The sequence below is a fragment of the Muricoccus roseus genome, assembly GCF_900141905.1.
In the GTDB taxonomy this organism is placed as follows: domain Bacteria; phylum Pseudomonadota; class Alphaproteobacteria; order Acetobacterales; family Acetobacteraceae; genus Roseomonas; species Roseomonas rosea.
On sequence record NZ_FQZF01000008.1, the window covers coordinates 34,400 to 61,024 of the forward strand.

Below are 26,625 nucleotides of genomic sequence, written 5' to 3' on the forward strand. Positions count from 1 at the left end.
TCCCGCCCGACGGCCCAGACCCCACATATCCGGAATGCCTCCCCTGACCCGCCGCGCGGCCCTGGCCACCGCAGCCATCGTGCCAGCCGCCCTGGCCAGCCGCGCCCCCGAGGCGCAGGCCCAGCCCGCGCCTGCCGTCATCACGCCCCCGCCCCCCATCTCGGCGGACCGCCCCCTGTTCGGCGCGAATCTCTGGCGCATGCCCAACGGGCTGCGCGTGGCGCATGTCCGCACGCGCGGCGCGCCAGTGGTGGCCCATTACCTCTTCTACGGCGTCGGCGCGGGGGATGACCCCGCCGGCAGGTCCGGCCTCGCCCATTTCCTCGAGCACATGATGTTCAAGGGCAGCGAGCACGTGGCCGATGGCGAGTTCTCCCGCCGCGTGGCGCGGGAGGGCGGGCAGGACAATGCCTTCACCTCGCGCGACGTCACCGCCTATCACCAGACCGTCGAGGCCACCCGCCTGAAGCTGGTGGCGATGATGGAGGCCGACCGCCTCCGTGCCCCCCTCTACCCCGCCGAGGGGGTGGAGCCCGAGCGCGCCGTCATCCTGGAGGAGCGCCGCCAGCGCACCGACAGCAACCCCCGCGCCCGCTTCCGCGAAGCCTTCGATGCCGCGATGTGGGGGCGTCAGCACTGGCGCGGCCGCCCCATCATCGGCTGGCCCGAGGACATCCGCGCCATCACGCGGGAGGACATGCTGGCCTTCCACCAGCGCTGGTACGCCCCCGCCAATGCCGTGCTGGTCGTGGCCGGCGCGGTGGACGAGGCCGCGCTGCGCCGCGTGGTGGAGGACGAGTATGGCGGTGCCGCGGGCGGCGAGCCGATCGCCCGCCGCCGCGCCGAGCCACCCGCCGCCCCGCTCGAAGCCCGCCTCGTCCGCAACGATGCGGGCGTGCGGGAAGCGCAGATGATCCGGTCCTGGATCGCCCCCACCCTCACCTGGGGCCGGGACGGCGCGGGCAGGGAGCACGCGATCCCGCTGGAGGTGCTGGCGCATCTCCTCGGCGGCGGCCCTGGCTCGCGCCTCCATAAATCCATGGTCGAGACCGGCCTCGCCGTCGGCGCCGGCGCCGGATATGACAGCGACGGGCTGGGTGCCGACAGCTTCGCCCTCTACGCCACCCCGCGCGGCAACACGACGCCTGCCGGAATCGAATCCGCCATCGAAGAGCAGATCGCGCGCCTGCTGGACGAGGGCGTGACGGCAGAGGAGGTGGCGCGCAGCCAGCGCCAGCTCACCGCCGGCGCCCTGCTCTCCCTCGACGGCATCGGTGCCGCTCCGCGCCTGCTCGGCGGCACGCTGGCCGTCGGCCTGCCGCTGGATGCGGTGGAGCACTGGCCGGCCAGCATCCGCGCCGTGACGCCGGAGGCCGTGATGGCCGCCGCCCGCGCCGTCTTCACCCATCCCTCCATGACCGGCTGGCTCCTGCCCGAGGGCGTGCGCGCACCATGAGCGACACCATCCCCACCGGCTTCACCCTGCCCGTGCAGGTGCTGGAGTCGGCCGGCGTGACCGCCTGGCTGGCCGAGGACCATGCGGTTCCCGTGGCCTCCATCGCCTTCTCCATCCCCGGCGGCGCCGCGCTGGACCCGGAGGGAAAGGAAGGGGCCACCGCCCTCGCCGCCGCCCTGCTGACCGAAGGCGCGGGCGATCTCGACGCCAGCGCCTTCCAGGAGGCGCTGCGCGACGCCGCCATCTCCTTCAACTTCTCGGCCGACCGGGACGAGTTCTCCGGCAGCTTCCGCTGCCTCACCGAGGCCCTGCCGGACGCCATCCGCCTCGCCCGCCTCGCCCTCTCCGCCCCGCGCATGGAGCCGCCGGATATCGAGCGCGTGCGTGCCCGCGCCATCGCCGGGGCGCGCCAGGCGCTGGAGAACCCGCGCGGCCAGGCCGGGCGCGCCTTCTGGAACGCCGCCCTGCCCGGCGCCTTCGGCCGCGCCCCCGGCGGCACCGCCGAAAGCCTCGCTACCCTGCCTGGCGATGTGCTGAAGGCCGTTCCCGCCCGGCAGTTCCGCCGACACGGCCTCATGGTCGCCGCCTCCGGCGCCATCACCGCGGACCAGCTGCGGGATGTGCTCTCCACCCTCTTCGGCGACTGGCCCGCCGAGCAGCCGGCGGGGCTGCCTACGCTGCCCCCCTTCTCCGCCTCCGGCGTGAAGGTGGTGCCCATGGAAAGCCCACAATCCGCCGCGGTCTTCGGCCAGCCCGGGATCGCCGTGGACGACCCGGACTGGGAAGCCATGGGCGTCATCACGCGCATTTTGGCCGGGGGTGGCTTCTCCTCCCGCCTCATGCAGGCCGTCCGCGTCGAACGGGGCCTCGCCTATGGCATCGGCGCCGGGCCGGAACCCGTGGCGGGCCGCAGCATCATCGTCGGCTCCGTCGCCACTGAGAATGCCCGCATGGCCGAGACCCTGGCCGTGTTGCGCGGCGAATGGGCCCGCATGGCCGCCTCCGGCCCCACCGAGGCGGAACGGGAGGAGGCAATCGCCTATCTCACCGGAAGCCAGCCCCTCTCCTTCACCTCCACCCGCCAGATCGCGAACATCCTGCTCGCCCTGCAGCGGAACAACCGCCCGCTGGACTGGCTGGAAAAACGCCCCGCCCGCCTCGCCGCCCTCTCCCGCGAAAGGCTGGCCGAGGTGGCGGCGCGCGTCCTGCAGCCGGGTGCCCTGGCCGTGACCGTGGCGGGGAAGCCCGAAGGGCTCTGAGCCGGGCGCGCCTCCTCCGGTGCCGGTTTGTCCCGGGGAGAGGAAGAAAGAATTCTTTCTCTCCCCGGACCCGTCGAAGGCAGTGCCTTCGACCCATCATCTTTTTCTCCGAGTTGGATTCACTCGGCTGACGGTGCGCCTCGGGTCATCGACCCGAGGCGTCTGCAAAGGCAGAATCAGCATTCCTAACCAGAGACCCCACTGATCCCGGGTATCCACGGCAGTCGGACGGGGTTCCAAGGGCCTGAGGCCCTTGGCGGGTGGAGGGCGGAGCCCTCCGGGAAGCCGCCTAGATACCAAGCGTTCCCGCCTTAGCCGCCGCGTAGCGCTCCGCCACCCGGTCCCAGTTCACCACGTTCCACCAAGCGTTCAGGTAGTCCGGCCGGCGGTTCTGGTACTTCAGGTAGTAGGCGTGTTCCCACACGTCGTTGCCGAACAGCACGCGTTCCCCGTCCATCAGCGGCGTGTCCTGGTTCGGGCGGGTGGTCAGGGCCAGCTTGCCGTCCCGCGCCACGGTCACGAAGACCCAGCCGCTGCCGAAGCGCCCGGCCCCCGCGGCGTTGAAGTCGGTCTTCATCTTGTCGAACCCGCCGAGGTCGCGGGTGATCGCCTGGCCCAGCTCGCCAGAGGGCGTGCCGCCGCGTCCGCCCATCACGGGCCAGAACATGCTGTGGTTCGCATGCCCGCCCGCATTGTTGCGGATGGTGGTGCGGATGGATTCCGGCACCTCGTTCAGCTTCGCCAGGAGCTGGTCCACCGGCAGGGCGGCGAGCTGGCCATGGTCCTTCAGCGCGTTGTTCAGCGCGGTGACATAGGCCTGGTGGTGGCGGCCATGGTGGATCTCCATGGTCTGCGCGTCGATATGCGGCTCGTTGGCATTGGGCGCGTAGGGCAGCGGCGGCAGGCTGTGCGGGCCGGAAGGCGCCTGTGCGCGGGCGGGGAGCGACAGCGCGACAGCCGCCAGCGCAGGCAGGCCGGCCAGGACGGCGCGGCGGGAGGGTTGGATCACGGCGCGGTTCTCCTTGGCGCGGCGGCATTGCCTCGCCCGATCCGTGTAAGGTGGTTCGCCCGCGCCGGTTGCCAGTGGGCCAGTCCAGGGCGGCGGTGCCGCTTCATGCCTCCGGCTGGAACGGCCGCCGGAGGAGCGCGAGGGCCAGCACCCCCGCCACGATCAGCGGCACCAGCGCCGTCCCGGCCGCCGCCCCGCCGGGCAGCGAAGCGGCGGGCAGGGTTTCCGCCCCCAGCAGCAAGGCAAGGCTGCTCTCTCCCACCGAGAGGGCGAAGGCCAGGGCTGCCCCGGCAGCCATGGCAGGCAGGAGGCGCGGGCGCAGCAGGCGCCGCGCCGCGAGCTCCGGTGGCGCGCCACAGGCCGCCGCGGCCCGGAAGAGCGCCGGCTCCACCCGCTCCAGCGCGTCACGCACGATGAGCGCGACCAGGGGCGCAGCCAGCAGCGCGTGCCAAAGCGCGAGGCCCGGCCAGCCCGCGCCATGGCCCAGGCGCTCCGCCGCGAGGAGCCAAGCCGCCCCGGGGATCACCGGCGGCAGCAACAGGGGCAGGGCGATAAGCGCCAGCGCCAGCCCGCGCCCGGCGAAACGGCCCCGCAGCCCCATCCCGGCCGCCGTGCCCAGAAGCGTGGCGAGAAGCGTGGCCGCGAGGGCGACAAGCAGGCTGTTCCGCAGCGGCCAGCCGCCCTCCACCCCGCCTGCCAGGAGCTGGGCGGGCAGCGGCACCAGAAGGCCCAGCAGCACGAGGCCGGCGGTGAGGCGCCTCATGCGCGTGCCCGCCAGAGGCGAAGCAGGAGAAGCGCGGCCAGCAGGACGGGCAGCAGTAGCCAGGCAGTCAGCGCCCCGGCCTGCCCCCATTCGCCGGCCCGCGCGGCGGCGGCGAGCGCCCCGGCCGCCCAGGGCATATCCGGATCGAGCAGGCCCGGCCCGACGAAGCTGCCCAGCGCCTGGGGGAAGACGAGGGCGCAGCCCGCCGCTAGCCCCGGTCGGGCGAGCGGCCAGTGCACCCGGCGGAAGACGCCCAGCGGGGACATCCCGTGGGCCGCGGCGGCCCTGGCCAGGCCCGGCCCGGCCCGGCGGAGACAGAGCGCGACCGGCAGGGCCATCAGCGGCACGGCCCCCAGCACGAGGGCGGCGAGCGCCACCCCCGGCCCGGACCCGGCCAGCACCGACCACCCGGCCGCGCGCGCCGCCTCTCCGGCCAGTAGCGGAAGCAGCACCAGCCCGGCCAGCAACGCGGCCCGCCGCGGCGCGGCATCGGCCATCCAGCGCGCCAGCGGCCAGGCGAGCGGCAGGCTCGCCAGCACCGCCAGCAGCGCCGCCCCGATGCCCCGCAGCAGGAGGGCACGCGCATGCGGCCCCGCCGCGCTGTCCTCCAGCCCGCCGCCCGCGGTCTGGCGCAGGCCGATGGCCGCCAGGAGGTGAAAGCCCGAGGCCGCCCCCCCCGCGCGCCGCAGGGCCGCCCAGCTCTCGGCCTCGCCCCAGGCCGCGTCGGCGACCAGGATGGAGGTGGCGCGGGTGGTGCGGGTTTCCGCGGCCCGCCCGGCCGTGCCGGGCAGCACCTCCCGCAGGGCCGGCACGTCGGCACCCAGACGGCCTGCGGCCCGCGCCATGGCCTGGCTGCCCGTGCCCCCCGCGGCGCGCAGCGCAGCCAGGTCGGCCGCCAGCGCCTCGAAGGCCATGTCGTCGGGCAGGCCCTTCCCGTCCCAGTGCCGCAACATGCGGAGGGTGCGCGGCAGCGCGGGCGCCACCTCCGTCTCCGCCACCCCACGCCAGAGAAGGGCGCCCAACGGAGCCACCGCCGCCGCCAGCACCAGCAGCACCAGCGGCGTGACGAGCAGCGCTGCGCGCAGCGGATCCGGCCTCAAGGCTGCGGCCCGGCATTCAGCCAGTTGGCGAAGCGGCGCTCCAGCCGGTCGAGGTGGTCGTGCCAGAAGGCATCGTCGATGCGCAGCGCGCCGCGCGCATTGTCCGGGGCGGTGGGCAGGTTGACCAGTACCTCGTCCGGCAGCCCAGCCTCGGCGCCTCGCGCCGTGACGCCGTAGGGGATGCGCGGCGGCAGCGCGGCCTGCACGCCCGCATCGCCCACGAAGCGCAGGAAGGCCAGCGCACGCTCCCGGTTCGGGCTGTTGCGGAGGATCGCCCAGCTGTCCTGCGCCAGCAGCTGCCCGGCCCAGACGATGCCGAGATCGGCGGAATCCTCGCGATTGGCCGCGTCGATCCGTCCGTTATAGGCGACCGCCAGCGTCACCTCCCCGGCCGAGAGCATGCGGGGAGGCTCGCTCCCCTGGTCCCACCAGCGCAGGGCGGGGCGGATGGATTCCAGCCGGCGGAAGGCGCGGTCCAACCCGGCCGCCATGCGCAGGGCGGGATAGACGGCCTCGGGCGCCACGCCATCGGCCAGAAGGGCAATCTCCAGCGTGGTCTTGGCGCCGCGCCGCATGGCGCGGCCGCCCGGGAAGCGGCCGAGATCGAAGAAATCCGCCCAGCCATCGGGCGCCACCCCGCCGCGCCGGTAGGCCAGCACGAAGCCGTAGAGGATGTTTCCAGCGCCGCATTCGGTCAGCGCCCCCGGGATGTAGCGCTCCGTGCCGCCCAGATCCTCGGGTCGGATCCTTTCCAGCAGCCCTTCGTCGCAGGCGAGGCGCAGCTCGTCCCCCTCAACCTGCACGATGTCCCAGCGCGCCGTGCGGGCGGGGTCGCGCAGGGATTCCATGCCGCCGTCCCAGGTTTCCTCCAGCAGGCGCAGGCCGGTGGCGCGCTGGAAGGGCCGGAACAGCACCTCGCGCTGCACGTCCTGATAGGCGCCGCCCCAGGACACGACCGTCAGATCCCGCCCCTGGGCGCGCGCATGGGGCGCCGCCAGGGCAAGCGGGGCTGATGCCAGCAGCCTGCGCGTGATCCGGCGCGTCGGGGGCATCGCGGCCTCTCGCTCGTCTGTCGGTTGTGCGGCGCAGCTTAACCCATGAGAGGCCGGCGAGACGATACCGTGCGGCCGATCTTCGGCGCCCCGGCGGAAAAATGCGGGGCGGAGCGACCCGTTAGTCCCGATGCACCCGCGCGGCCGCCAGATCCCAGGCGATCGAGGCCTGCGCTCCCGGTTCGGGCAGGATCAGCCCGGGCGAGCGATGCGCCACCAGCTCCCCTCCCTCCCCGATGGCGAGGCGAAGGCGGAGATGGTCCCCCGCGAAGCGCATTTCGATCAGCCGCGCGGGAACGGCATCCTCGCCCATCTCCTCCGGCGAGAGCGGCGCGACCGCCACGCGCTCCGGCCGGATGACGAGGGTGCAGCGCCCGCCGGGAACCGGCGCGCCCTGAGGGCCCAGCACCGGGGTTCCGAGCGCCTCCACGCCGCAATCCAGGCGGACATGGCAGCCCTCCTCGTCATCGACGGAGAGGACGGTGCCGGGCAGCCGGTTGCAGGGGCCGGTCAGCGCGGCGACCACCGGGTCCGCCGGATCGTCATAGAGCGCCTGGGGTCGGCCCAGCTGCCGCATCCGCCCGGCGTCCAGCACCGCCACCGCATCCGAAAGACCCAGGGCAAGGCCCGCATCCCGCGTCGCATGCAGGACGGTCAGGCCCAGCTCCCCTTGCAGGCGGCGGAGATCGGCGGCCAGGGCATCCCGCTCCTCCCCGTCCAGCATCCGCAGCGGATCGTCGAGCAGCAGCAGCGCCGGCTCATGCACCGTGCCGCGGGCGAAGGCGACGCGCATCCGGCGCGCCAGGGGCAGTGACCCGGGCCGGGCCGAACCCAGCGCCGGGGGCAAGCCCCACCGCTCCAGCATCGCCGCGGCGCGGTCCTCGCGCTCACCGCGCGCCATGCCGCGGGCCTCCAGTGGGAAGGCGGCGTTGCCGAGCACCGTCAGCTCCGGAAACAGGTCCGGTTCCGCCGCCACGAGGCCGATATCGCGCTTCCAGGCCGGCAGCCGGGCCTGCTTCTCGCCCTTGATGAGGATGCGCCCGGCATCGGGCTCCAGGAAGCCGGCCACGAGGTCGATCGCGACGCTCTTGCCCGCCCCCGCGGGGCCGAGCAGCGAAACCAGCTCCCCCTTCGCGATCTGCAGCTCCAGCCAGGCCAGGGCCTGCGCCCCCTCCGTCTGCCCGGACTTCCGCAAGCCCTCGATCACCAGCAGGGGCAGCCGGGCGGGGGTGGCCGGGGTGGGCGGCTGGGCTGTGCGCGGGGCGGAATCCCGGCTGAAGATCGTGCCCTCCGTGCCGAAGCTCACCAGTCGTCGTGCCATGAGACCCTCCGCACGCGGCGAGGCATCGCGGGGCGGGGCGGTGGTGTCAACCGGGCCGGCTTGCCCGTCGCGCGCGCTGCGGCTAGCCCGGACGGAGGACAAAGGGGAGCGAAAGCGCCATGGACCAGGCGGAGCCGAGCGTGGTGGCACGCATCGAGGGGCGGGCGGGAACCATCCTGCTCAACCGCCCCCGCGCCCTGAACGCTCTGGACCAACCCATGATCGACGCCATGGCCGAGGCCGCCGCCCGCTTCCGCGACGACCCGGCCGTGGACCTGGTCATCCTGGAAGGCGCCGGCGGCCGGGCCTTCTGCGCGGGGGGCGACGTGCGCGCCATCCGCACCGCCGCGCTGGCCGGAGACACCGCGACCATCGAGCGCTTCTTCGCCAGCGAATACGCCCTGAACCGGCTGATCGCCGAATATCCCAAGCCCTGGATCAGCCTGATCGACGGCGTCTGCATGGGCGGCGGCATCGGCGTCTCCGTCCATGGCAGCCATCGCGTGGTGAGCGAACACGCGATGCTGGCCATGCCGGAGACGGCCATCGCCCTCTTCCCCGATGTCGGCACCTCCTTCGTGCTGCCGCGCCTGCCCGGCACCGCCGGCGCCATGGGCAAGTGGCTGGCCCTGACCGGCGCGCGGCTGCATGGCGCGGAGGCGGTGGAAGCCGGGCTGGCGACCCATCACGTCACGCGCGAACGCCTGCCCGCCCTGCGCGAAGCCCTCCTGGCCGGGGATGCCGGGGTGGTGGAACGCTTCGCCGCCGCCGTGCCGCCCGGCCCCGTGGAGGCGGAGCGCGCCGCCATCGAGCGCTGCTTTGCGCCGGACGACCTCCCCTCCATCATGGCCCTGCTGGCGGCCGAGGGCACGGAATGGGCGCGCCACCAGGCCGAGGTGCTGCGGCGCGTCTCGCCCACCTCCCTCGCCGTGACGCTGGAACTGCTGCGGCGCGGCGCGGCGCTGGACCTCCCCGCCTGCCTGGCCATGGAACTCGCCCTCACCCGCGCCGTGACCCGCCACCCCGACTTCGCGGAAGGCGTGCGCGCGGTGCTGGTGGACAAGGACAACACCCCGCGCTGGCAGCCCGCCACCATGGCGGAGCTCGACCCCGTCGCCGTGCGCGCAATGTTCGGCTGATCCCGTTGAGGGCTCCGGCCCTCACCCGCCAAGGGCCTGAGGCCCTTGGAACCCCGTCTGACTGCCGTGGATGCCCCGGATCGAAGGGATCTCCCGTTGCAGGGTGCTGATCCTGCCTTTGCAGTCGCCTGAGGTCCTAGACCTCAGGCGCATCGTCAGCCTCGTGATTCCAAACTTGAAGAAAAAGATGATGGGTCGAAGGCACTGCCTTCGACGGGTCCGGGGAGAGGAAGAATTCCTTCTTCCTCTCCCCGGGACAAACCATCAGCCCACGAAAAAGCACCGCCCGCAGAGGGGGCACCTAGTCCTGCCCCAGCAGCCCTCGCCGCAGCCCGGCGCTGCTCACATCCGGCCCGATGAAGCTGGACAGCATCGCCGTGCCCTGCCGGGGGGTCACGCGCACCGGCGGCTCCCCGAGATAGGCGATTTCGGCGCGGTCGGGCAGGAAGAGCCAGTCCTCCACCTGTCCGGCGGGCAGGTCGCGCAGCCGGGCGCGGAACTCCGCCGGCATCTCGCAGCCGCAGCCCTCGCGGAACCCGTCCTCCCAGCCGCTCACCAGCCGGCCGCGGGGCACGCTGACGGTGTAGCGCAGGCGCAGCAGCTTCACGCCGGGGGAGGCGAGGATGGTGGCGGCATCCGTGCTGCGTCGTTCCAGGTAGAGCCAGCCGCGCAGCACCTCGAAGCCGAGGAAGCGCCGCACCCCGGTGCCGTTCAGCACCAGCCGCCGGCCGGCAACCATCATTTCGGTGGGTGCGGCCTCCTGCGCGCGGGCCGGCGCGGCCATGGCGGCGAGCAGCGGCAAGGCCAGGGCGCGGCGCGTCCACGGGGCCGCGTCGGGTGTCTCTGCCCGCATGGTGCCGCCCGTCCTTGCCGCCCAGCCGTCCTGCGCCATGCGTCCTCCTCCCTGGGCGTGGCGCCGCGCCGCCTCCGCCTCCTGCTCGGTCCGGAAGTAGATGGCCCGGCCGGCGCGTTCTACTACAGGGCGGCGCAGGCCTGCCCCTTGATCAGGAGATGGCAAGCGAAGCCGGGGGGAGTTCCATGCCAGAGAGCAGCGCCCGCCTGGCCGCCCTTCTCGGGGCCGATCCCTGGCGCCGGCCGCTGCTGCGCGCCGTGGCGGCGCTCGGCCTGCCGGATGCCTGGATCGGCGCGGGCTTCGTCCGTGACGCGACCTGGGATGCGCTGCACGGCCGCCCGGCCTCGCCCCCGGCCGGCGACGTGGACGTGGTCTGGTTCGGGCCGGACGCCCCTTCGGCGGCGGCGGACCGCGCGATCGAGGCACGGTTGCGGGAGATGGCACCGGGCCCCGACTGGTCCGTGACCAACCAGGCCCGCATGCACGGGCGCAATGGCGACCCGCCCTATCGCGACACGGAGGACGCCCTTCGCCACTGGCCCGAAACCGCGACGGCCGTCGCGGCCCAGTGGAACGGCGCCGCGGTCAGGGTCCTCGCCCCGCTCGGCCTCTCGGACCTGCTCGGCGGGGTCCTCCGCCCCGGCCCCCGCTTCACCGGGGCGAAGCGGGCCCTCTTCGAGGAGCGCGTCGCCGCCAAGCGCTGGCGCTCCCGCTGGCCGCTGCTGCGGGACGGCTAGGGCCGGTCAGGCGGGGCTGGCGGGGCTGGCGGCTGAGGGCCGGCGAGGGATTTTTTGGCCCTGCCAGGCACCGAGCACGGCCGATGCTCCCTGCATTGGCCAACTGCATCAGCAAGCTCGGCAACGACGCAGGGACGGAAAAGACCCGTCCGGACCGCCCCGCAAGCCCCGCCTGACCGGCCCTAATCGGCCGGAGCGCGGCTTGCCGCCTCCTGCGGCCGGGTGCGCGCGACGAAGGGCGGCACCAGCAGCGCGAGCAGCAGCGTTGCCACGGACAGGACGAACACGGCCCAGAAGGTGAGGTGCAGCCCCTCCGCCAACGCCATCCGCACGGCCGCATCGGGCACGATGCCCTGGCCCTGCTCCAGCAGCCGGCGGATCGCCTCGAAGTCGATCTCGGCGGCCGCGCCGCCCTGGCTGGCCAGGCTGAGGTTCAGCACCCCGCCCAGCACCACGGCCCCGAGCGCGCTGCCCAGGTTGCGGGAGAAGACATTGGAGGCGGTGACGGCGCCGCGCTCTGCCCAGCCCACGCTCTCCTGCAGCATCACGATGGCCGAGACGCTGAGGAAGCCCATGCCCAGCCCCATGACGAAGGAGCCCGCCCCTGCCAGCACGGCGGAGGAGGTGGGGCCGAGCGCCACGAAACCCAGCGCGCCGACCGGCAGCAACGCCGCCCCCAGCAGCAGGCAGGCGCGCAGCCCGAAGCGGCCGAAGGCGCGCGCGGCCATGGTGGCACCGATCGGCCAGCCCAGCACCATCATGGTGAGGGCGAAGCCCGCCGCCAGCGCCGAGCGCCCGAGCACGGCCTGCACATACATGGGCAGGAAGGCGGTCAGCCCGATGATGGCCATGCCGCTGAACAGCACCGTGGCATTGGCCGTGACCACCGGGCGCCGCAGCCAGAGGCGGAGGTTCAGGATTGGGTCCGGCGCCCGCGCCTCCCACCACAGGAAAGCCGCCGTGCCGGTCACGGCCAGCAGGCCCGCGACGAGGGAGAGCCGGCTGCCCGGCTCGGTCGCGGCCGTCATCAGCGCGGCCAGGGCGAGGGTGAGGAGCAGCGCGCCCAGCACGTCCACCGGCCGTCCCTGCCGCGCCACATCCTCCCGCAGGAAGGCCGCAAAGCCGGCGGCGGCCAGCACGCCCACGGGCAGGTTCATCCAGAAGATCCAGGCCCAGTCCATCCGCTCCACGATCAGCCCGCCCACCAGCGGCCCGAGCACGGAGGAAATGCCCCATACGCTGGCCAGCCAGCCCTGGATCTTCGCGCGCTCCTTCACCGAGTAGAGGTCCCCCACGATGGTGAGGGAGACGGGCTGGATGGCCCCCGCCCCCACGCCTTGCACCAGGCGAAAGGCGATCAGGGAGGGAATGGACCAGGCGAAGCCGCAGAGCAGGGAGCCGAGCAGGAAGATGGCAATGCCCCAGAGCATGACCGGCCGCCGCCCATGGCTGTCCGACAGCTTGCCGAAGACCATGGTCATCGCGGTCTGTGCCAGGAGGAAGGAGGCGAAGACCCAGGCGTAGAGATGCAGGTCGCCCAGTTGCCCCGCGATCTGCGGCATGGCGGTGGCGACGATTGTCGCCTCGATCGCGATCATGAACATCGCCGCGATCACGGAGGCGAGGATCAGCGGACGGCGTGGTGGCGGGGCGGGCATGGCGCAGGGGTTAGGCCCATCCCGCCAGGGCTGGAATGGCGGGCCGCGTCACCTTCAGGCGAGCGCTCCCGTCCCGCCCGCGGTTGACGCTCCGCGACGGCCCCCCCTACCTTCCGGCGGCACAGGATTTCCTCGGATGAGCCATCCCTATTCCCGGCTTCCGGACCGGAACTTCTGGCGCAGCGCGGTGGCGGAACGGAACCCGCTGGAATGGCGGGACCTCTATGCCCCGAAATTCGAGATCACGCGCAGCATGCGGATCGTCTCCGCCGGAAGCTGCTTTGCCCAGCATATCGGGCGCCAGCTCCTGCGTTCGGGCTTCCACTACCAGCAGCATGAGAAGCCGCCGGGCATCCTCGCGCCCGAGGATCATGCCCGCTTCGGCTACGGCCTCTTCTCCACCCGCTCAGGCAATGTCTACACCGCGCGGCAGCTGCTCCAGCTCTATCGCCGCGCCACCGGCGCCTTCCGGCCGGCGGAGGACGTGGTGCTCTGGGAAGGCCGGGCCTACGACCCCTTCCGCCCCTCCGTCGAGCCAGGCGGCTTCGCCTCCGCCGAGGAGCTCCGCCACATCCGCGACACCGTGCACTTCCCTGCAGTCCGGCGAATGTTCCTGCAGGCCGAGCTGCTCGTCTTCACCCTCGGCCTGACGGAGGCCTGGGTGTCGAAGGAGGACGGCGCGGTCCATCCCACCTGCCCCGGCACGATCTGCGGCCGCTTCGACTCCGCGCGCCATGGCTTCCACAACTTCACCTTCGCCGAGGTCATGCGGGACATGGAGGAGCTGCTCGCCGCGCTCCGCCAGCGCAACCCGGCCCTCAAGGTGCTGCTCACCGTCTCCCCCGTGCCGCTCACCGCCACGGCGGAGGACGCGCATGTGCTGGTGGCGACCACCCATTCGAAGTCGGTGCTGCGCGCCGTGGCCGGGGAGCTGTCGGCGGCGCATGACTTCGTGGACTACTTCCCCTCCTATGAGATCGTGACGGCGCCCGCGATGCGCGGCGCCTTCTTCCAGCCGAACCTGCGGGAGGTCTCGGCCGCCGGGGTGGAGCTGGTGCTGCGCCACTTCTTCGCCGCCCATGGCGGCGAGGCGCCGGCCACGCCTCCGCCCGAGACGCCCGCCTCCACGCGGACGCGGCCGGACGACAGCCCGGAAGGCGACATCATCTGCGACGAGGCGAAGCTGGAGCTGGTGCGCTTCTGATGGAGGTCGTCATCCTCGGGGATTCGCACAGCGTCGCCCTCGGGCGCGGGCTGGCGCAGCTCGCCCGGCGCGGCCCCCTGCCCTGCGCCGCCAGCGCCGTGAAGCTCTGCTCCTCACCACGCCTCCTCCAGCCCTTCTTCGCGCGCGAGCCCGATGGCATCCGCCTCACCGACCCCGAGGCGGCGCAGGCGCTCACCCAGCTGAACGGCACGCCGGTGCTCGACGCCTCGCGCCCCGGGCGCGTCTATGCCTTCGTCATGGGCTTCACCATCCAGCCCTTCACCCGCGACCCCAGCTGGCGCCGGCACGCCCCCTGGCAGGAGGCCCGGCAGGGCGAGATCCCGCTCTCCACGGGCATGATCCGCGCGGCCTACCTGCACCATGCGCGCCACATCCTGGAGTTCCTGCGCGCGGTCGCGGCGCTCGGCGTCCCGGCCGTGGTGGTCAGCGGCCCGCCGGTCCGGGCCGATGACATCGCGATCACCCGCAACATCATGCGCCCCGAGGTCGCCCTCCGGATCGACGCCATGGTGCGCGAGACGATGACGGAGACGCTGGCCGGAATCGGCCTCCCCGCCGTGCTCCCGCCCGCCGAGGCCTTCGAGGACGGCTGGCTGCGCGAGGAGCTGCGCGAGGGTGGGCGCGACTTCCACCATGCCAATGCGCTCTATGGCGAGGCGATGGTTCCGCTCATCCTGCAAGCCGGCATGAAGCAAGAGGCCCGCGTGTCAGAAACACTTACGAAACGTCCCGACTAGCCAAAATTTCCATTCATTCTCATAGTGTTACGAAGAGGCACGCCCGTTGCAAAGGACGCGGCGCCGCGCGGATCACCTGCCCGGCGCGTCCAAGCAACCTGCAGTCGGGAGATTCCCCATGCGCAAAGCCCTCTTGAGCGTGGCCGTGGCCGGCCTCGCCACCCTGGCCCTGAATCCGTCCGGGGCCCATGCCCTGGCCATCACCACCACCAATGACGTGGGTACCCTCACCTCCGCCCTGCTCGCCCCCTCCTCGGGCATCAACGTGGTGACCAGCAACCTGATCGGCACGTCGGAGCAGCAGGGCACCTATAGCGGCTTCAACCTGGCGCCCAGCTCGGGCTCCTCGCCGACGCTGACCCTCGGGGACGGCGTGCTGCTCACGACCGGCTCGGCCAATATCCCGCTGACCAACACCATCAACAACACCTCGGTCAACTCGCCCAGCCCCGGCTATGCGCCGCTGACCACCCTGGCTGGCACCAACACCAATGACTCGAACGTGCTGGAATACAGCTTCACCGTGGATCCGGGCCAGAACGCGGTGTCGATGCAGTTCGTGTTCGGGACGGAGGAATTTCCGACCCAAACCGTGACCGACATCTTCGGCTTCTTCGTCGATGGCGTGAACTACGCGAAGTTCCCGAGCGGCGAGCTGATCTCCAACACGCCCGGCAATCCGACCAACTTCATCAACAACCCCGTCGGCGCCGGCCTCTACGGGATTGAGTATAACGGGCTCACCCGGGTCTTCACCGTGACCGGGCTGCTGGACGCCAGCCTGGCCACCCATACCCTCGCCATCGGCATCGCCGACACCTCCGACAGCATCTTCGACAGCGGCGTGTTCCTCAGCGGGCTGAAGGCGGGCACGGCCACGGGCGGCGGCGGCATCGAGAACCCGGTGCCGGAGCCGGCGACGCTCGGCCTGTTCGGGCTCGGGCTGCTCGGCCTCGCCGCCACACGGCGCCGCCGCACGGCCTGACGCGGGCCATGACGGCAGCGCGCCCCGAGCACGGGGCGCGCTGCCTCCCCTCGCTCAGTTCCGGCGCCGCCGCTCCGCCGCCTCGGCGCGCCGCATGTCGATGAACACCGCGTAGTCCTCGTGCCGCGTCGGCACCCAGCCCACCGCGCTGCCGCGTTCCACCGCCTTGTGGATCTCGGGATGCGCGGCCGGCAGGGCGAGGTGGAAGTCCACCATGTCCTTCTTGAAGCTGGCTGGAAGGTCGGAGCGCACGACGACCGGCCCGTTCTGGATCGGGCGGGACCGCCAGATGATCCGGATGTCCTTCATGTCCAGCAGCTTCTTCTCCACCGCGGCGGTCAGCACCCCGCGGGAGAAGCCCCGGCTTTCGTCGCCCTGGCCGGAGGACCAGCAGACCCCGGCGTCATATTGCCTCTGCAGCACGGCGACGAGAGCCTGGTCATGCCCGCCCGCGAAGCCCGTGCGGCCGAAGAAGGTCTCGGGCGTGATCCCCGCCGCCCGCAGCTCCGCGCGCGGGATGAGATAGCCGGAGGCGGAGTTGGGGTCGGACCAGGCCATGGCCTTGCCGCGCATCTCCTCCAGCTTCGTGATGCCGGAATCGGCGCGCACATACATCAGCGCGACATAGCTGGTGCTGCCATCCGGCTCCTGCGTCACCAGGATGGGCTCCACCCCGCCATTCGTGTCCAGCCACACCCCGGCATAGGCGGCGGGGGACATGTTCGCGATCTCCAGCTGCTTCGCGGCGAAGGCCTGCTGCACGCCGGAATAGTCGGAGGCGAAGAACATGCGGGTGGGAACGCCGAAGGTATCCTCGAACAGCTTGCGATAGGCGTCGTAGCGGCCCAGCCGGTCGCTCTCGGATTCCCCGCCCAGCACCCCGAGCCGGATCTGCGGCACCTGCGACGCCCAGTCCCGCCGCCCCGGCGCCGGCATGGGTGGGGCGGGCGGCCGCGCCGCGCCGCTTCCAACCTGGGCACGCGCCGCGAGGGGAAGAAGGGCTCCGGCGGCGACCAGGAGGCTGCGACGGATCATGGGGCGGCTCCGGATTTCATTCTTCATCAGCCTGTCATGGCCTGGCGAGGCAGGCCAAGGGGTTGGCATGTTGCACACCGGGCGCCGGCCCATCACCCTGCCGCCCATGGCAAGGCGGCAGGAAGGCGCGCCGGGGAAGGAAGCGCGGCACGCGGCCATCCTCCAGGCGCTCAGCACGGATCCCACGGTGCGGATCAGCACCCTGGCAGCCCGATTCGGCGTCTCGGGCGAGACGGTCCGGCGGGATATCGAGGCGCTTTCGGCCATGGGGGCGGTGCGCCGCACCTATGGCGGCGCCTCGGTCACCCATGCCGGGGTACAGCCCGATTTCCTGGCCCGCGAGGCGATGGCGGGGGCGGAGCGCGCCCGGATCGGGGCTGCGGCCGCCACGCTGGTCGAGCCCGGCGCGGTGCTGATGGTCGATGCGGGCAGCACCACCGCCCGCTTCGCCCAGGCCCTGGCCGCACGCGGCACGGCGGCCACGCTGATCACCAACAGCCTGCCCGTTGTCTCCGCCGCCGGCGAGACGGACCAGCTGCGGGTCCTCGTTGCGCCCGGCGAGTTCTACGCGACGGAGCGCGCCCTCTACGGAGCCGAGACCGATGCCTTCCTGCGCCGCTTCAGCGCCGATGTGGCGGTGATCGGCGCCTCCGGCCTGACGCTGGAGGGCCCGACCGACGCGGAAAGCCGTGCCGCCTGGGTCAAGCGCGCCATGCTGGACCGGGCGCCGCGCCGGATGTTGCTGCTTGATTCCGGCAAGTTCGGCCGGGGCTACCTGGAGCGCGTGGCGGAGCTGGCTGTGCTGACCGACCTGGTGACCGATGCGCCCCCGCCCCCTGCCCTAGCCGCCGCGCTCGACCGCGCGGGCGTGCAGGTGCATGTCGCAGGAGATGTTTGACCTTCCACATTAGGAGTGGCATCCTCCACATCAATTGGAGGAAGAAGCTTGGTCCAGCGGCACGCCCCGCAGCCCCTCAGCGCCGCCCCGGCCTCAGGCCTCGCCGCGCTTCGCTACGTGCTGACGGATATCGACGACACGCTGACCGAGGATGGGCGCCTGCCCGCCCTTGCCTATGCGGCCATGGAATCGCTGGCCCGGGCCGGGCTATCCGTCGTCCCGGTCACGGGGCGCCCGGCGGGCTGGTGCGACGCCATCGCCCGGCAATGGCCGGTGGCGGCGGTGGTGGGGGAGAACGGCGCCCTCTGGTATGCCGAGGACCGGGCCGCCCGCCGCATGATCCGCTGGCAGGCCCAGAACGAACCCTCCCGGCTGGCCAACCGTGACCGCCTGATGGCCCTGGCCGGGGAGGCGATGGCCGCCGTGCCCGGCACGCGCTTGGCCTCCGACCAGCCCTTCCGCCTTTTCGACGCCGCGGTGGACTTCGCCGAGGATGCCGGCCCCCTGCCCCTCGAGGAAGCCGCGCGCATCGCCGCCGTGTTCGAGGCGGGTGGGGCGCAGGCCAAGGTGTCCTCCATCCATGTGAATGCCTGGTTCGGGGACTGGGACAAGCGCGCGGGGATCGAGAACCTCTTCGCCGCCCGCTTCGCGCCGCTGCACACGGTGCTGGACCAGGTCGCCTTCCTGGGGGACAGCCCGAACGACGCACCGCTCTTCGCCGCGATTCCGTTTTCCGTTGGCGTGGCGAATGTGCTGCCCTTCCTGGACCGGATCGCATCCGCCCCCGCCTATGTCACCGAGGCGCCGGGCGGGCGCGGCTTCGCGGAATTCGCGCGGGCCCTGTTGGCCGCACGCCAGAACGCATTGGAGGAGAACGCCGCATGAAGAACTGGATGATGGCCACCCTGCCGACGGGGGCCATGCTGGCCGCCGGGCTCATGGCCCTGCCCGCCACCGCCCAGGCCCCCGCGGCCCCGCAGGGCGCCTGCTTCCGCGGCCAGCTAGACGAGGGCTATTGCGACAACGACCGCAACCTCGTGGCTGACACGCCCGAGGCGGCCCGCCAGCGCGATCCCTCCACCCTCGTCTTCACCTACACCCCGGTGGAAGACCCGGCCCTCTATGCCAGCCAGTTCCGCCCCTTCGTCGACCACCTCACCCGCTGCACCGGCAAGCGCACGGTCTACTTCCAGGTGACGAGCAACGCGGCGCAGGTCGAGGCCATGCGGTCCGGCCGCCTGCATGTCGCGGGCTTCTCCACCGGTCCCACGGCCTTCGCCGTGAATCTGGCCGGCGCCGTGCCCTTCGCCGTGAAGGGCGGGCCGGACGGGTTCGAGAGCTACCGCGTGGTGATGCTGGTGCGCGCCGACAGCCCCTACCGCACGCTCGCGGACCTCAAGGGCAAGCGCGTCGCCCACACCTCCGCCACCTCCAATTCGGGCAACCTCGCCCCGCGCGCCTTCTTCCCCGGCCTCGGCCTGAAGCCGGACGAGGATTACCGCGTGCTCTATTCCGGCGGGCATGACCGCAGCGTGATGGGCGTGAACGCGGGCGACTACGACGCGGCGCCGGTCGCGTCCGACGTCTATTCGCGCATGGTCGCGCGCGGCCAGGTGCGCGGCGACAACTTCCGCGTCATCTGGGAGAGCGACCCCTTCCCCACCTCCTCCTTCGCCATGGCGCATGACCTGCGGCCGGAGCTGCAGGAAAAGATCCGCCAGTGCTTCCTCGAATACCGCTTCCCCGAGGCGATGGCGCGCGACCTGGGCGGCAATGACCGCTTCTGGCCCGCGACCTATGCGGAGCAATGGGCCCCTGTGCGCGCCGTGGCCGATGCGGTGAACGCCCCCTACACCCGTGCTGCCTTCGACGAGGAGAGCCGCAAGGAGCTGGAGGCCGAGGCGCGCCGCAACGCCGCCCGTACCCAGACCCAGAGCGGCGGCGTGCATAACGTGCCCCAGGCTGGCGGAGCATCGGGTGGCGCGGCCGCCCCGGCCCCGGCGCGCCAGCCGTGAGCGCCGCCCTCGACATCCGCGGGCTCACCAAGGAGTACGTGGCCGGCAAGCCGGTGCTGCGGAACCTGGACCTGTCCGTCGGCGCGGAGGGGATCACGGCCATCATCGGCCCCTCCGGCACCGGCAAGTCCACGCTCCTCCGCTGCATCAACCGGCTGGTCGAGCCCACCCAGGGCGAGATCCGCCTGCGGAGTGCCGAGGGAAGCGTGGACATGGCGAAGCTGAGCGGGCGGGCCCTGCGCCTCGCCCGCCGGCGGATCGGGATGGTGTTCCAGGAGTACAACCTCGTGGAACGCCTCTCCGTAATGGAGAACGTGCTCTGCGGGCGTCTTGGCTACGTCCCGCTCTGGCGCGCCTGGCTGCGGAAGTATCCGGAGCAGGACATCGCCCGCGCCTTCCAGCTGCTGGACGCGGTGGGCCTGCCCGAGCATGCCACCCGCCGCGCGGATGCGCTCTCGGGCGGCCAGCGCCAGCGCGTCGGCATCGCCCGCGCGCTGATGCAGAAGCCCGACCTCCTCCTGGCCGACGAGCCCACCTCCTCGCTCGATCCCCGCACCTCGGTCGAGGTGCTGGAGATGCTGACGACGCTGGCGGGCGCCGAGGGCGTGCCGGTGATCATCAACATCCACAACGTGGCACTGGCCAAGCGCTACGCGAAGCGGATCGTCGGCATGCATGGCGGGGCCATCGTCTTCGACGGCAAGCCCGAGGACCTGCAGGACAGCCATCTCACCCAGATCTATGGCGGCGAGGACTGGCTGTGAGCGACACCGCCCTCCGCGGCACCGCGCGCCGGGCCTTCGCCCCCGATTGGGGGATGCGGATCTTCGGCCTGCTGATCCTCGCCTATCTCGTCTATGCGGCGACCCAGCTCGACCTCGGCCTCGGCCGCTTCGTCACGGGCCTCGGCGAAGGCGCGCGCTTCCTCGCGCGCATGGTGCCGCCCAACTTCGCCCGCTGGGAACTGCTGCTCGAGGGCATGATCGAGAGCATCCAGATCGCGGTGCTCGCCACCGTCTTCGGCATCCTGTTCTCCCTGCCGCTCGGGCTGCTCGCGGCGCGCAACATCGCGCCCTGGTGGGTCTCGGGCCCCGTGCGCGCCTTCATCGCCGTCTGCCGCAGCCTGCACTACGTGATCGTCGCCATCCTCTTCGTGAAGGCGATCGGCTTCGGCGCGCTGGCCGGCATCTGCGCCCTCGTCATCGCCTCCATCGGCTTCGTGGCGAAGCTCTTCGCCGAGGCGGTGGAGGAGATCTCGATGAAGCAGGTGGAGGCCGTTCGCTCCACCGGCGCCTCCACCATGGCGGTGCTGCTCTATGCGGTGCTGCCCCAGGTAGCGTCGCGCTTCGTCGGCTTCAGCCTCTACCAGCTCGACAGCAACCTGCGGAACTCGACGCTGGTCGGCATCGTCGGCGCGGGCGGCATCGGCGGCACGCTCTTCGCGGCCTTCAAGCGCTTCGACTATGACTTCGTCTCGGCGATCCTCATCGCCATCATCGCCCTCATCCTCCTGGCCGAGATCGTCTCCGGCCGCATCCGGGCCAGCATGCGATGAGCGGCATCCCGTCCGAGGGCGCGGCCGTGGCCGCGACGCATGACCCGCTCGCGCCCCTGCGGCGCGAATGGATCCGCCACAGCCCGGCGGAGCGGCTGACGCGCTGGATCATGTTCCTCACCATCGTCGCCGCCGTGGTCTGGGCGATCCGCACGATCGACATCATCCCGGAATTCCTCGCGGATGCGCCGGAGCAGATGGCGGACCTGCTGGTGCGGATGTGGCCGCCCGACCTCGCGGCCTATCCGCGCGGCATCCATGCCGCGCTGATCGAGACGCTGCACATCGCCAGCCTCGGCACCGCCTTCGGCTTCGTCATGGCCATCCCGCTGGCGCTGATGGCGGCACGCAACATCTGCCGCATCCCCGCACTCAACGCGCTGGCGCAGGTAGGGCTCGTCGCATCCCGCTCCGTCAACTCGCTCGTCTGGGCGCTGATCTTCGTCGCGGTCTTCGGGCCCGGCGCGGCGGCGGGCGTCTTCGCCATCGCCTTCCGCTCCATCGGCTTCGTCGGCAAGCTGCTGGCGGAAGCCCTGGAGGAGATGAACCCCGGCCCGCGCGAGGCGCTGCGCGCGGCCGGCGCCCCCTGGGGCGCGGAGATGCTCAAGGCCGTCTGGCCGCAGATCCGCCCGGCCTTCTGGGGCGTGGCGCTGTTCCGCTGGGACATCAACGTGCGCGAATCCGCCGTGCTCGGCCTGGTGGGCGCCGGCGGCATCGGCGTGGTGCTGGAGGATGCGATCAACTTCTTCCAGTGGGATCAGGTCGCGACCATCCTCCTGGCCATCCTGGCCGTTGTGCTGGTCGCGGAAATCGTGGTGACCCGCGTGCGGGCAAGGCTTCTCTGATGAACACCCCCCAGGACCCCATGGGCAGCGTCGACCTCCTGGTCATCGGGGGCGGCGTGAACGGATGCGGCATCGCGCGCGACGCGGCCGGCCGCGGCCTTTCGGTGATGCTGGTGGAGAAGGGCGACATCGCCGAGGCGACCTCCTCCTCCTCCTCCAAGCTCATCCATGGCGGCATCCGCTATCTCGAGACCTATGAGTTCCGGCTGGTACGCGAGGCCCTGGCGGAGCGCGAGGTGCTGCTGGGCATCGCGCCGCACATCGTCTGGCCCATGCGCTTCGTACTGCCCCATCGGCCGGAGATGCGGCCGCGTTGGATGATCCGCGCGGGCCTCTTCCTCTACGACCATCTCGCGCGCCGCGTGTCCCTCCCGGGCAGCGAGGCGCTGGAGCTGGACCGCCTTCCGCAGGGCGAGCCGCTGCGCCAGCCGCAATTCTCCCGCGGCTTCGCCTATTCCGACTGCTGGGTGGAGGACAGCCGCCTCGTCCTGCTGAATGCGCGGGATGCGGCGGATCGTGGCGCCACCATCCTGCCGCGCACGAGCTTCGAAACGGCGCAGCGCGGCCCCGATGGATGGAGCGTCACGCTGCGCCACGCGGACGGCACGCCCCGCACGGTGCGGGCCCGCGCCATAGCCAACGCCGCCGGGCCCTGGGTGACGGTGGCGCAGGGTGCCACCGGCACGGCGCTGAAGGGCCGGGTGCGGCTGGTGCGCGGCAGCCATATCGTGGTGCCCGCCCTCTACCAGGGCAGCCAGGCCTATATTCTGCAGAATGACGACCGCCGCGTGGTCTTCGTCATTCCCTATGAGGAGCGCTTCTCCCTCATCGGCACCACCGACGTGCCGCATGACCCCGCCATGGGCACGCCCCACTGCACGCCGGAGGAGGCCGCCTATCTCTGCGAGGCCGTCTCCCGCCAGTTCCGCAACCCCGTCACGCCCGACCAGATCACCTGGACCTATTCCGGCGTGCGCCCGCTGCATGACGACGGCTCGGACAACCCCTCCGCCGTCACGCGCGACTACACCCTCTCCATGGATACCGAGGGCGCGCCGCTGCTAACGGTGCTGGGCGGCAAGATCACCACCTATCGTCGCCTGGCGGAGGATGCGACAGGCCAGATCACCCGCGCGCTCGGCCGCCCCGGCACGCCCTGGACCGGCAAGGCGGCACTCCCCGGCGGCGACCTCGGCGGCCTCTCCCGCGCCGCCTTCACCGAGAGCATGGCCCGCGCCCATCCCTGGCTGGACCGCCCGCTGCTGGACCGCCTGATCCGCACCCATGGCAGCCTGCTCGAGCGCGTGATCGACGGCGCCACCTCCATCGAGGCGATGGGCGGCGATCTCGGCGGCGGCATCACGGCGCGGGAGTTGGAATGGATGCGGGCCCAGGAATGGGTGGCAGCACCGGACGACGTGCTGTGGCGCCGGACCAAGCGCGGGCTGCACATGACCCCGGCCGAGCGCGAGGCCTTCGCCGAGCGCTTCGGCGGCTTGGCGGCGGTGGCCTAGCCAGGCGGCGCGGAGGCGCGCATCACCGGCCCATGCGCCGACGCCTCCTCCCCGCCCTGCTCCTGGCCGCCCTGCCCGCCCTGGCGCAAGCCACGCCGGAAGCCCTCGCCCTGGCGCGGGACTATGTGGCGCGGCACCGCGGCACCCTCCCCGACCTGCGCGGCCTCGTCCTCGGCGCCGCCGGGGATGGCAGCGGCACGGAAGCCGCGGAACTCCGAGCCACCATCGACGCCGAGCTGACGACCGCCGAGCCCGCCTATCGGGAGGCCCTGGCCGCCGCCCTCGCCGAAGGACTCAGCCCGGAGGCCCTTCGGGGCGCCCTGGCCGACGGCTCCATCCGCGCCGCCATCCAGGCCAGCCCGAACGCAGCGCGCCTCATCGGCACGCTGAACCGCCTGACTTTCGAAGCCGTGACCGGCATGGCCGAGCGCGCCCTGCAGCGCGGCTGCAAGCCCGGGGAAGCCTGCGACCGGCGCTGACATTCCCGGCCCGGAGCAGCGGCCTTCATCGAGCTGTCACGAAGCCATCCCGCGCCTGTCACGCGGGTCACGCATAAACTTCGCATGACCATCATCAGCTGGCCCTATCCCGCCGCCGCCGAGACCGTCGCGGACGGTGTCCTGACCCAGTCGCGCCCGCCTTCCGCGGTGATCGCCCTACTGGTCCGCAAGGGCGGAACGCCCGGTATGGCCGCCATGCTCGAAGCCATCACGCGGTCCCAGGCTGTCGCGAGCATCTGGATGCCGGCCAGCCCCGTGGCCGTGCAGGTGCTCGCCGCCGACGAGGCAGCCATCCCCGTGGTGGAGCAAGCCGCCGAAGACTACCCCTTCCCCCTGCAGATCCAGATCGGCCCGGTGGATGAGCGCCGTGCCAAGCGGCAAGCCACGAACTGGGCGGCCTGCCTCGGGGCGCCGGAGGCTTCGGTGCTGGTGCTGGACGTGCTGGCCGAGGGCTGATCCAGTCCCTTTCTGATGGGGCGTTCTGTCCCGGGGAGAGGGAGAAGGAATTCTGCCTCCCCCGGCCCCGTCGAAGGCAGTGCCTTCGACCCATCATCTTTTTCTAGAAGTTTGGAATCATGGGGCTGACGGTGCGCCTCGGATCCACGACCCGAGGCGACTGCAAACGCAGGGTCAGTCCCCTTCAATCAGGACCCCCACCGATCCGGGGCATCCACGGCAGTCAGACGGGGTTCCAAGGGCCTCAGGCCCTTGGCGGGTTGAGGGCGGAGCCCTCAAAGCACCCTGCCCCCCTACCGAGCGAGCAGCGCGCGGGCCAGCGCCTCGAACTCCGCGACCGCCAGCGTCTCCGCCCGCCGGGTGGGCTCGATCCCGGCGGCGGCCAGCAGCGCCTCCGCCTCGCCCAGGGACTTCAGCGAGCCCCGCAGCATCTTTCGGCGCTGCCCGAAGGCCGCGGCCGTCACCCGCTCCATCGCGCGGGCCAGTTCCGGCTCGGGCTGCTCCGCATGGGGCACAAGATGCACCACGGCGGACCACACCTTCGGCGGCGGGCTGAAGGCGCCGGGCGGCAGGCGCAGCACGAGATGCGCGTCGCAGCGCCACTGGGCGGCCACCGCCAGGCGGCCGTAGCCCTCGGTGTCCGGGGCGGCGACGATCCGCTCGGCCACCTCCTGCTGGAACATCAGCGTCAGGCTCTCGAACTCGCCCGCCCGGGCGAGCCAGCCGATCAGCAGCGGCGAGCCGACATTGTAGGGAAGATTCGCCACGATTCGCCGCGGTGCCGGCATCAGCGCCACCGGGTCCACCTTCAGCGCATCCGCCTCGATCACCGTCAGCCGGCCCGGATAGGCCGCCTCCAGCTCCGCCAGGGCGGCGACGGCGCGCGCATCCAGCTCCACCGCATGCACATGGTCCGCGCCGTTCGCGAGCAGCGCGCGGGTCAGACCACCGGGGCCAGGGCCGACCTCCAGCACCTGGCGGCCAGCCAGCTCCCCCGCCAGCCGTGCGATCCGGCCGCACAGTGCTTCGTCGAGCAGGAAGTGCTGGCCCAGCGCCTTGCGCGCGGCCAGCCCATGCCGGTGTACCGTCTCGGAAAGGGTGGGAAGCGGGGTCAGGGGCGGCTGCATGCGCGCTTCCATGCCCTGGCGCTCCGCCGGCCTGTCTCGCCGGCCTAGTTGCGCATCTCGATCGTGGCGCGGCGGCGCAGGTCGCGGATCTGCTGGCGGGAGAGGTTTTCCGCCCGGTCGCGCACCAGCTGCGCCTTCGCCATCTCCGGAGTGAAGCTCGCCAGGTTCCGCGTCTCCCGCGTGCAGACCGCGATCACCAGAATGCCGTCCGGCGTGACGATGGGCTGGCTGGCCCGGCCGGGGGCCAGGCCGGAGACGAGCTGGCGCAGCGGGGGCGGGTTCAGCGTCTCCAGCCGAACCTCACCGCCCGGATCGGCGGGGCGGGCCGCGCCAGCGGCTCGGTTCGCGGCCTCCACCGCGTCGCAGCCGCCGCGGATGGCCTGGGCCTTGGTCAGCTGGTTACGCTGTTGCTCCGTCGGGTTCTGCGGGTCCAGCGGGGAGGAGAAGGGCAGGAAGGCCTGGCGGATGGTGATCATGGTCGCGTTCTCGCGGCCGGTCTCGCGCTTCTGGCGCAGGGACACGATCTGGTAGCCGCCGGGGACTTCCACGGCGTTGGAGATCGCCCCGGGCGGCATGCGCTGCACCACCGAGGCGACCTCCGGGTCCAGCTGCTCCGCGCTGACCCAGCCAAGGTCGCCGCCCTGCAGCGCCGTCTGGCTCTGGCTGAACTGGGTGGCCGCGACCGGGAAGGGCAGGCCCTGACGGAGCCGCGCGATCACGTCGTCCACGAAGCGCTTCGTCTCCCCGGCGGAGGAGGGGTCCTCCACGGGCACGAAGATCTCGGACACCAGGTACTCCGGCTGGCCCACCCGGGCGGCATGGGCGGCCACGGCCTCGCGGATCGCATCCTCCGAGGGCTCGGCCTGCGGGCCCAGCATGCCACGGATCAGCCGCGACCAGCCGATCTGCGAGCGGATCTGGTCGTAAAGCACCCGGGGCTCGATCCCGGCGGTGCGGAGCTGGGCGCGCAGCCCGCCCTGGGGCAGGCCATTGCGGCGCTCGATATCGCCGATGGCCTGGGCCACCTCATCATCGCCAACCGGGATGCGGCGGCGCTGGATGTCCTGGAGCCGCAGCCGCTCCTCGATCAGCTGGCGCAGGATCTGCGGACGGATCCGGGTCAGCAGGTCGCCCTGGGGGGCGAGCCCGACATTCAGGGCGAAGAGGCGCGCGCGGGATTGGACCTCCGCTTCGGTCACCACGTCGCCGTTCACCACCGCCACGATCCGGTTGAGCGAGGCGGCCGGGGGCTGGGCCTGCCGCGACTGCGCCTGGCGCCCCGTCGGCTGCGCCCAGCCATCGGCCGGCTGCATCAGGAGAGGCAGTCCGAGGGACAGGCCGAGAAGGGCGGGCAGCGCCGGGCGGAGGCGGGGAAAGCGTCGCATG

At 72.3% G+C, this 26,625-nt stretch carries 26 protein-coding genes; 16 read left to right on the forward strand and 10 right to left on the reverse strand.

Annotated elements, in window-relative coordinates; genetic code table 11:
* Positions 1–34: 34 nt before the first annotated feature.
* Complete coding sequence (locus tag BUB97_RS08090; RefSeq protein ID WP_073133481.1) at positions 35–1,456, forward strand: M16 family metallopeptidase; 1,422 nt, start codon at positions 35–37, stop codon at positions 1,454–1,456.
* On the forward strand, positions 1,453–2,715 hold the full coding sequence (locus BUB97_RS08095; protein WP_073133483.1) for a M16 family metallopeptidase: 1,263 nt from the start codon (positions 1,453–1,455) through the stop codon (positions 2,713–2,715). Before BUB97_RS08090 ends, BUB97_RS08095 begins: the two co-directional genes overlap by 4 nt.
* Before the next feature lie 289 nt (positions 2,716–3,004).
* On the opposite strand, the gene BUB97_RS08100 is transcribed toward BUB97_RS08095, so the two are convergent.
* The 5 genes from BUB97_RS08100 to BUB97_RS08120 form a co-directional block, all read right to left on the reverse strand.
* Positions 3,005–3,724, reverse strand: a complete 720-nt coding sequence (locus BUB97_RS08100) for a superoxide dismutase (RefSeq protein ID WP_073133485.1) — start codon at positions 3,722–3,724, stop codon at positions 3,005–3,007.
* Between the two features lie 103 nt (positions 3,725–3,827).
* Positions 3,828–4,487: an ABC transporter permease subunit gene (locus tag BUB97_RS08105; RefSeq protein WP_073133487.1), complete on the reverse strand. Its 660-nt coding sequence runs from the start codon at positions 4,485–4,487 to the stop codon at positions 3,828–3,830.
* Positions 4,484–5,587, reverse strand: coding sequence for an ABC transporter permease subunit (locus BUB97_RS08110; protein WP_073133489.1), 1,104 nt, complete (start codon positions 5,585–5,587; stop codon positions 4,484–4,486). The genes BUB97_RS08105 and BUB97_RS08110 overlap by 4 nt, the downstream gene beginning before the upstream one ends.
* Complete coding sequence (locus BUB97_RS08115) at positions 5,584–6,639, reverse strand: extracellular solute-binding protein (RefSeq protein ID WP_073133491.1); 1,056 nt, start codon at positions 6,637–6,639, stop codon at positions 5,584–5,586. Before BUB97_RS08115 ends, BUB97_RS08110 begins: the two co-directional genes overlap by 4 nt.
* Positions 6,640–6,760: 121 nt before the next feature.
* Positions 6,761–7,960: an ABC transporter ATP-binding protein gene (locus tag BUB97_RS08120; RefSeq protein ID WP_086062008.1), complete on the reverse strand. Its 1,200-nt coding sequence runs from the start codon at positions 7,958–7,960 to the stop codon at positions 6,761–6,763.
* A 119-nt stretch (positions 7,961–8,079) separates the two neighbouring features.
* On the opposite strand from BUB97_RS08120, the gene BUB97_RS08125 reads away from it, so the two are divergent.
* Positions 8,080–9,099: an enoyl-CoA hydratase/isomerase family protein gene (locus BUB97_RS08125; protein WP_073133493.1), complete on the forward strand. Its 1,020-nt coding sequence runs from the start codon at positions 8,080–8,082 to the stop codon at positions 9,097–9,099.
* Positions 9,100–9,400: 301 nt separating this feature from the next.
* Here the strand turns inward: BUB97_RS08125 and BUB97_RS08130 are convergent, their stop codons facing one another.
* Positions 9,401–9,991 (reverse strand): chalcone isomerase family protein, encoded by a 591-nt coding sequence (locus BUB97_RS08130; protein WP_073133495.1) that lies wholly within the window; start codon positions 9,989–9,991, stop codon positions 9,401–9,403.
* Positions 9,992–10,137: 146 nt separating this feature from the next.
* Between BUB97_RS08130 and BUB97_RS08135 the strand changes: the two genes are divergently transcribed.
* Entirely contained in the window at positions 10,138–10,689 is a 552-nt protein-coding gene (locus BUB97_RS08135) for a nucleotidyltransferase family protein (RefSeq protein ID WP_073133497.1), read from the forward strand.
* Positions 10,690–10,871: 182 nt separating this feature from the next.
* Here the strand turns inward: BUB97_RS08135 and BUB97_RS08140 are convergent, their stop codons facing one another.
* Positions 10,872–12,347, reverse strand: a complete 1,476-nt coding sequence (locus BUB97_RS08140; protein WP_073133499.1) for an MFS transporter — start codon at positions 12,345–12,347, stop codon at positions 10,872–10,874.
* A gap of 136 nt (positions 12,348–12,483) precedes the next feature.
* Between BUB97_RS08140 and BUB97_RS08145 the strand changes: the two genes are divergently transcribed.
* The 3 genes from BUB97_RS08145 (at position 12,484) to BUB97_RS08155 (ending at position 15,294) form a co-directional block, all read left to right on the forward strand.
* The gene (locus BUB97_RS08145; RefSeq protein ID WP_073133501.1) at positions 12,484–13,551 is read left to right on the forward strand and encodes a GSCFA domain-containing protein; all 1,068 of its coding nucleotides are present in this window, start codon (positions 12,484–12,486) and stop codon (positions 13,549–13,551) included.
* Positions 13,551–14,309 (forward strand): hypothetical protein, encoded by a 759-nt coding sequence (locus BUB97_RS08150; RefSeq protein WP_073133503.1) that lies wholly within the window; start codon positions 13,551–13,553, stop codon positions 14,307–14,309. Before BUB97_RS08145 ends, BUB97_RS08150 begins: the two co-directional genes overlap by 1 nt.
* A gap of 118 nt (positions 14,310–14,427) precedes the next feature.
* On the forward strand, positions 14,428–15,294 hold the full coding sequence (locus tag BUB97_RS08155; RefSeq protein WP_073133505.1) for a choice-of-anchor L family PEP-CTERM protein: 867 nt from the start codon (positions 14,428–14,430) through the stop codon (positions 15,292–15,294).
* Positions 15,295–15,348: 54 nt separating this feature from the next.
* Here the strand turns inward: BUB97_RS08155 and phnD (BUB97_RS08160) are convergent, their stop codons facing one another.
* Positions 15,349–16,329, reverse strand: a complete 981-nt coding sequence (gene phnD / locus BUB97_RS08160; protein WP_073133736.1) for a phosphate/phosphite/phosphonate ABC transporter substrate-binding protein — start codon at positions 16,327–16,329, stop codon at positions 15,349–15,351.
* A 67-nt stretch (positions 16,330–16,396) separates the two neighbouring features.
* Between phnD (BUB97_RS08160) and BUB97_RS08165 the strand changes: the two genes are divergently transcribed.
* From BUB97_RS08165 to BUB97_RS08205, 9 genes are all read left to right on the forward strand, one after another.
* Positions 16,397–17,227 (forward strand): DeoR/GlpR family DNA-binding transcription regulator, encoded by an 831-nt coding sequence (locus tag BUB97_RS08165; RefSeq protein ID WP_245818229.1) that lies wholly within the window; start codon positions 16,397–16,399, stop codon positions 17,225–17,227.
* A 48-nt stretch (positions 17,228–17,275) separates the two neighbouring features.
* On the forward strand, positions 17,276–18,112 hold the full coding sequence (locus BUB97_RS08170; RefSeq protein WP_073133506.1) for an HAD-IIB family hydrolase: 837 nt from the start codon (positions 17,276–17,278) through the stop codon (positions 18,110–18,112).
* A complete protein-coding gene (gene phnD, locus BUB97_RS08175; RefSeq protein ID WP_245818230.1) occupies positions 18,109–19,242 on the forward strand; it encodes a phosphate/phosphite/phosphonate ABC transporter substrate-binding protein in 1,134 nt (377 codons plus the stop codon). Before BUB97_RS08170 ends, phnD (BUB97_RS08175) begins: the two co-directional genes overlap by 4 nt.
* Positions 19,239–20,006, forward strand: a complete 768-nt coding sequence (phnC, locus tag BUB97_RS08180) for a phosphonate ABC transporter ATP-binding protein (protein WP_175562585.1) — start codon at positions 19,239–19,241, stop codon at positions 20,004–20,006. Before phnD (BUB97_RS08175) ends, phnC begins: the two co-directional genes overlap by 4 nt.
* The gene (phnE, locus tag BUB97_RS08185) at positions 20,003–20,797 is read left to right on the forward strand and encodes a phosphonate ABC transporter, permease protein PhnE (RefSeq protein WP_245818231.1); all 795 of its coding nucleotides are present in this window, start codon (positions 20,003–20,005) and stop codon (positions 20,795–20,797) included. The genes phnC and phnE (BUB97_RS08185) overlap by 4 nt, the downstream gene beginning before the upstream one ends.
* Positions 20,794–21,642: a phosphonate ABC transporter, permease protein PhnE gene (gene phnE / locus BUB97_RS08190; RefSeq protein ID WP_073133510.1), complete on the forward strand. Its 849-nt coding sequence runs from the start codon at positions 20,794–20,796 to the stop codon at positions 21,640–21,642. Before phnE (BUB97_RS08185) ends, phnE (BUB97_RS08190) begins: the two co-directional genes overlap by 4 nt.
* Positions 21,642–23,156, forward strand: a complete 1,515-nt coding sequence (gene glpD / locus BUB97_RS08195) for a glycerol-3-phosphate dehydrogenase (RefSeq protein ID WP_245818232.1) — start codon at positions 21,642–21,644, stop codon at positions 23,154–23,156. Before phnE (BUB97_RS08190) ends, glpD begins: the two co-directional genes overlap by 1 nt.
* Before the next feature lie 32 nt (positions 23,157–23,188).
* Positions 23,189–23,635 (forward strand): hypothetical protein, encoded by a 447-nt coding sequence (locus tag BUB97_RS08200; RefSeq protein WP_073133512.1) that lies wholly within the window; start codon positions 23,189–23,191, stop codon positions 23,633–23,635.
* A gap of 84 nt (positions 23,636–23,719) precedes the next feature.
* Positions 23,720–24,112: a hypothetical protein gene (locus BUB97_RS08205; RefSeq protein WP_073133514.1), complete on the forward strand. Its 393-nt coding sequence runs from the start codon at positions 23,720–23,722 to the stop codon at positions 24,110–24,112.
* 293 nt (positions 24,113–24,405) lie between these two features.
* Here the strand turns inward: BUB97_RS08205 and rsmA are convergent, their stop codons facing one another.
* On the reverse strand, positions 24,406–25,239 hold the full coding sequence (rsmA, locus tag BUB97_RS08210; protein WP_073133743.1) for a 16S rRNA (adenine(1518)-N(6)/adenine(1519)-N(6))-dimethyltransferase RsmA: 834 nt from the start codon (positions 25,237–25,239) through the stop codon (positions 24,406–24,408).
* Positions 25,240–25,283: 44 nt separating this feature from the next.
* Complete coding sequence (locus BUB97_RS08215) at positions 25,284–26,624, reverse strand: peptidylprolyl isomerase (protein ID WP_086062009.1); 1,341 nt, start codon at positions 26,622–26,624, stop codon at positions 25,284–25,286.
* Between the last annotated feature and the right edge of the window lies 1 nt (position 26,625).

Bases quoted from the DNA above. Each gene is read 5' to 3' on its own strand.
- BUB97_RS08135 (WP_073133497.1), top strand. From the start codon at position 10,138: ATGCCAGAGAGCAGCGCCCGCCTGGCCGCCCTTCTCGGGGCCGATCCC.
- BUB97_RS08140 (WP_073133499.1), bottom strand. From the start codon at position 12,347: ATGCCCGCCCCGCCACCACGCCGTCCGCTGATCCTCGCCTCCGTGATC.
- BUB97_RS08150 (WP_073133503.1), top strand. From the start codon at position 13,551: ATGGAGGTCGTCATCCTCGGGGATTCGCACAGCGTCGCCCTCGGGCGC.
- phnE (WP_073133510.1), top strand. From the start codon at position 20,794: ATGAGCGGCATCCCGTCCGAGGGCGCGGCCGTGGCCGCGACGCATGAC.
- BUB97_RS08200 (WP_073133512.1), top strand. From the start codon at position 23,189: ATGCGCCGACGCCTCCTCCCCGCCCTGCTCCTGGCCGCCCTGCCCGCC.
- BUB97_RS08155 (WP_073133505.1), top strand. From the start codon at position 14,428: ATGCGCAAAGCCCTCTTGAGCGTGGCCGTGGCCGGCCTCGCCACCCTG.
- phnD (WP_245818230.1), top strand. From the start codon at position 18,109: ATGAAGAACTGGATGATGGCCACCCTGCCGACGGGGGCCATGCTGGCC.
- rsmA (WP_073133743.1), bottom strand. From the start codon at position 25,239: ATGCAGCCGCCCCTGACCCCGCTTCCCACCCTTTCCGAGACGGTACAC.
- glpD (WP_245818232.1), top strand. From the start codon at position 21,642: ATGAACACCCCCCAGGACCCCATGGGCAGCGTCGACCTCCTGGTCATC.
- BUB97_RS08090 (WP_073133481.1), top strand. From the start codon at position 35: ATGCCTCCCCTGACCCGCCGCGCGGCCCTGGCCACCGCAGCCATCGTG.
- BUB97_RS08130 (WP_073133495.1), bottom strand. From the start codon at position 9,991: ATGGCGCAGGACGGCTGGGCGGCAAGGACGGGCGGCACCATGCGGGCA.
- BUB97_RS08125 (WP_073133493.1), top strand. From the start codon at position 8,080: ATGGACCAGGCGGAGCCGAGCGTGGTGGCACGCATCGAGGGGCGGGCG.
- BUB97_RS08145 (WP_073133501.1), top strand. From the start codon at position 12,484: ATGAGCCATCCCTATTCCCGGCTTCCGGACCGGAACTTCTGGCGCAGC.
- BUB97_RS08105 (WP_073133487.1), bottom strand. From the start codon at position 4,487: ATGAGGCGCCTCACCGCCGGCCTCGTGCTGCTGGGCCTTCTGGTGCCG.
- BUB97_RS08115 (WP_073133491.1), bottom strand. From the start codon at position 6,639: ATGCCCCCGACGCGCCGGATCACGCGCAGGCTGCTGGCATCAGCCCCG.
- BUB97_RS08165 (WP_245818229.1), top strand. From the start codon at position 16,397: ATGTTGCACACCGGGCGCCGGCCCATCACCCTGCCGCCCATGGCAAGG.
- BUB97_RS08205 (WP_073133514.1), top strand. From the start codon at position 23,720: ATGACCATCATCAGCTGGCCCTATCCCGCCGCCGCCGAGACCGTCGCG.
- BUB97_RS08120 (WP_086062008.1), bottom strand. From the start codon at position 7,960: ATGGCACGACGACTGGTGAGCTTCGGCACGGAGGGCACGATCTTCAGC.
- BUB97_RS08215 (WP_086062009.1), bottom strand. From the start codon at position 26,624: ATGCGACGCTTTCCCCGCCTCCGCCCGGCGCTGCCCGCCCTTCTCGGC.
- BUB97_RS08095 (WP_073133483.1), top strand. From the start codon at position 1,453: ATGAGCGACACCATCCCCACCGGCTTCACCCTGCCCGTGCAGGTGCTG.
- phnD (WP_073133736.1), bottom strand. From the start codon at position 16,329: ATGATCCGTCGCAGCCTCCTGGTCGCCGCCGGAGCCCTTCTTCCCCTC.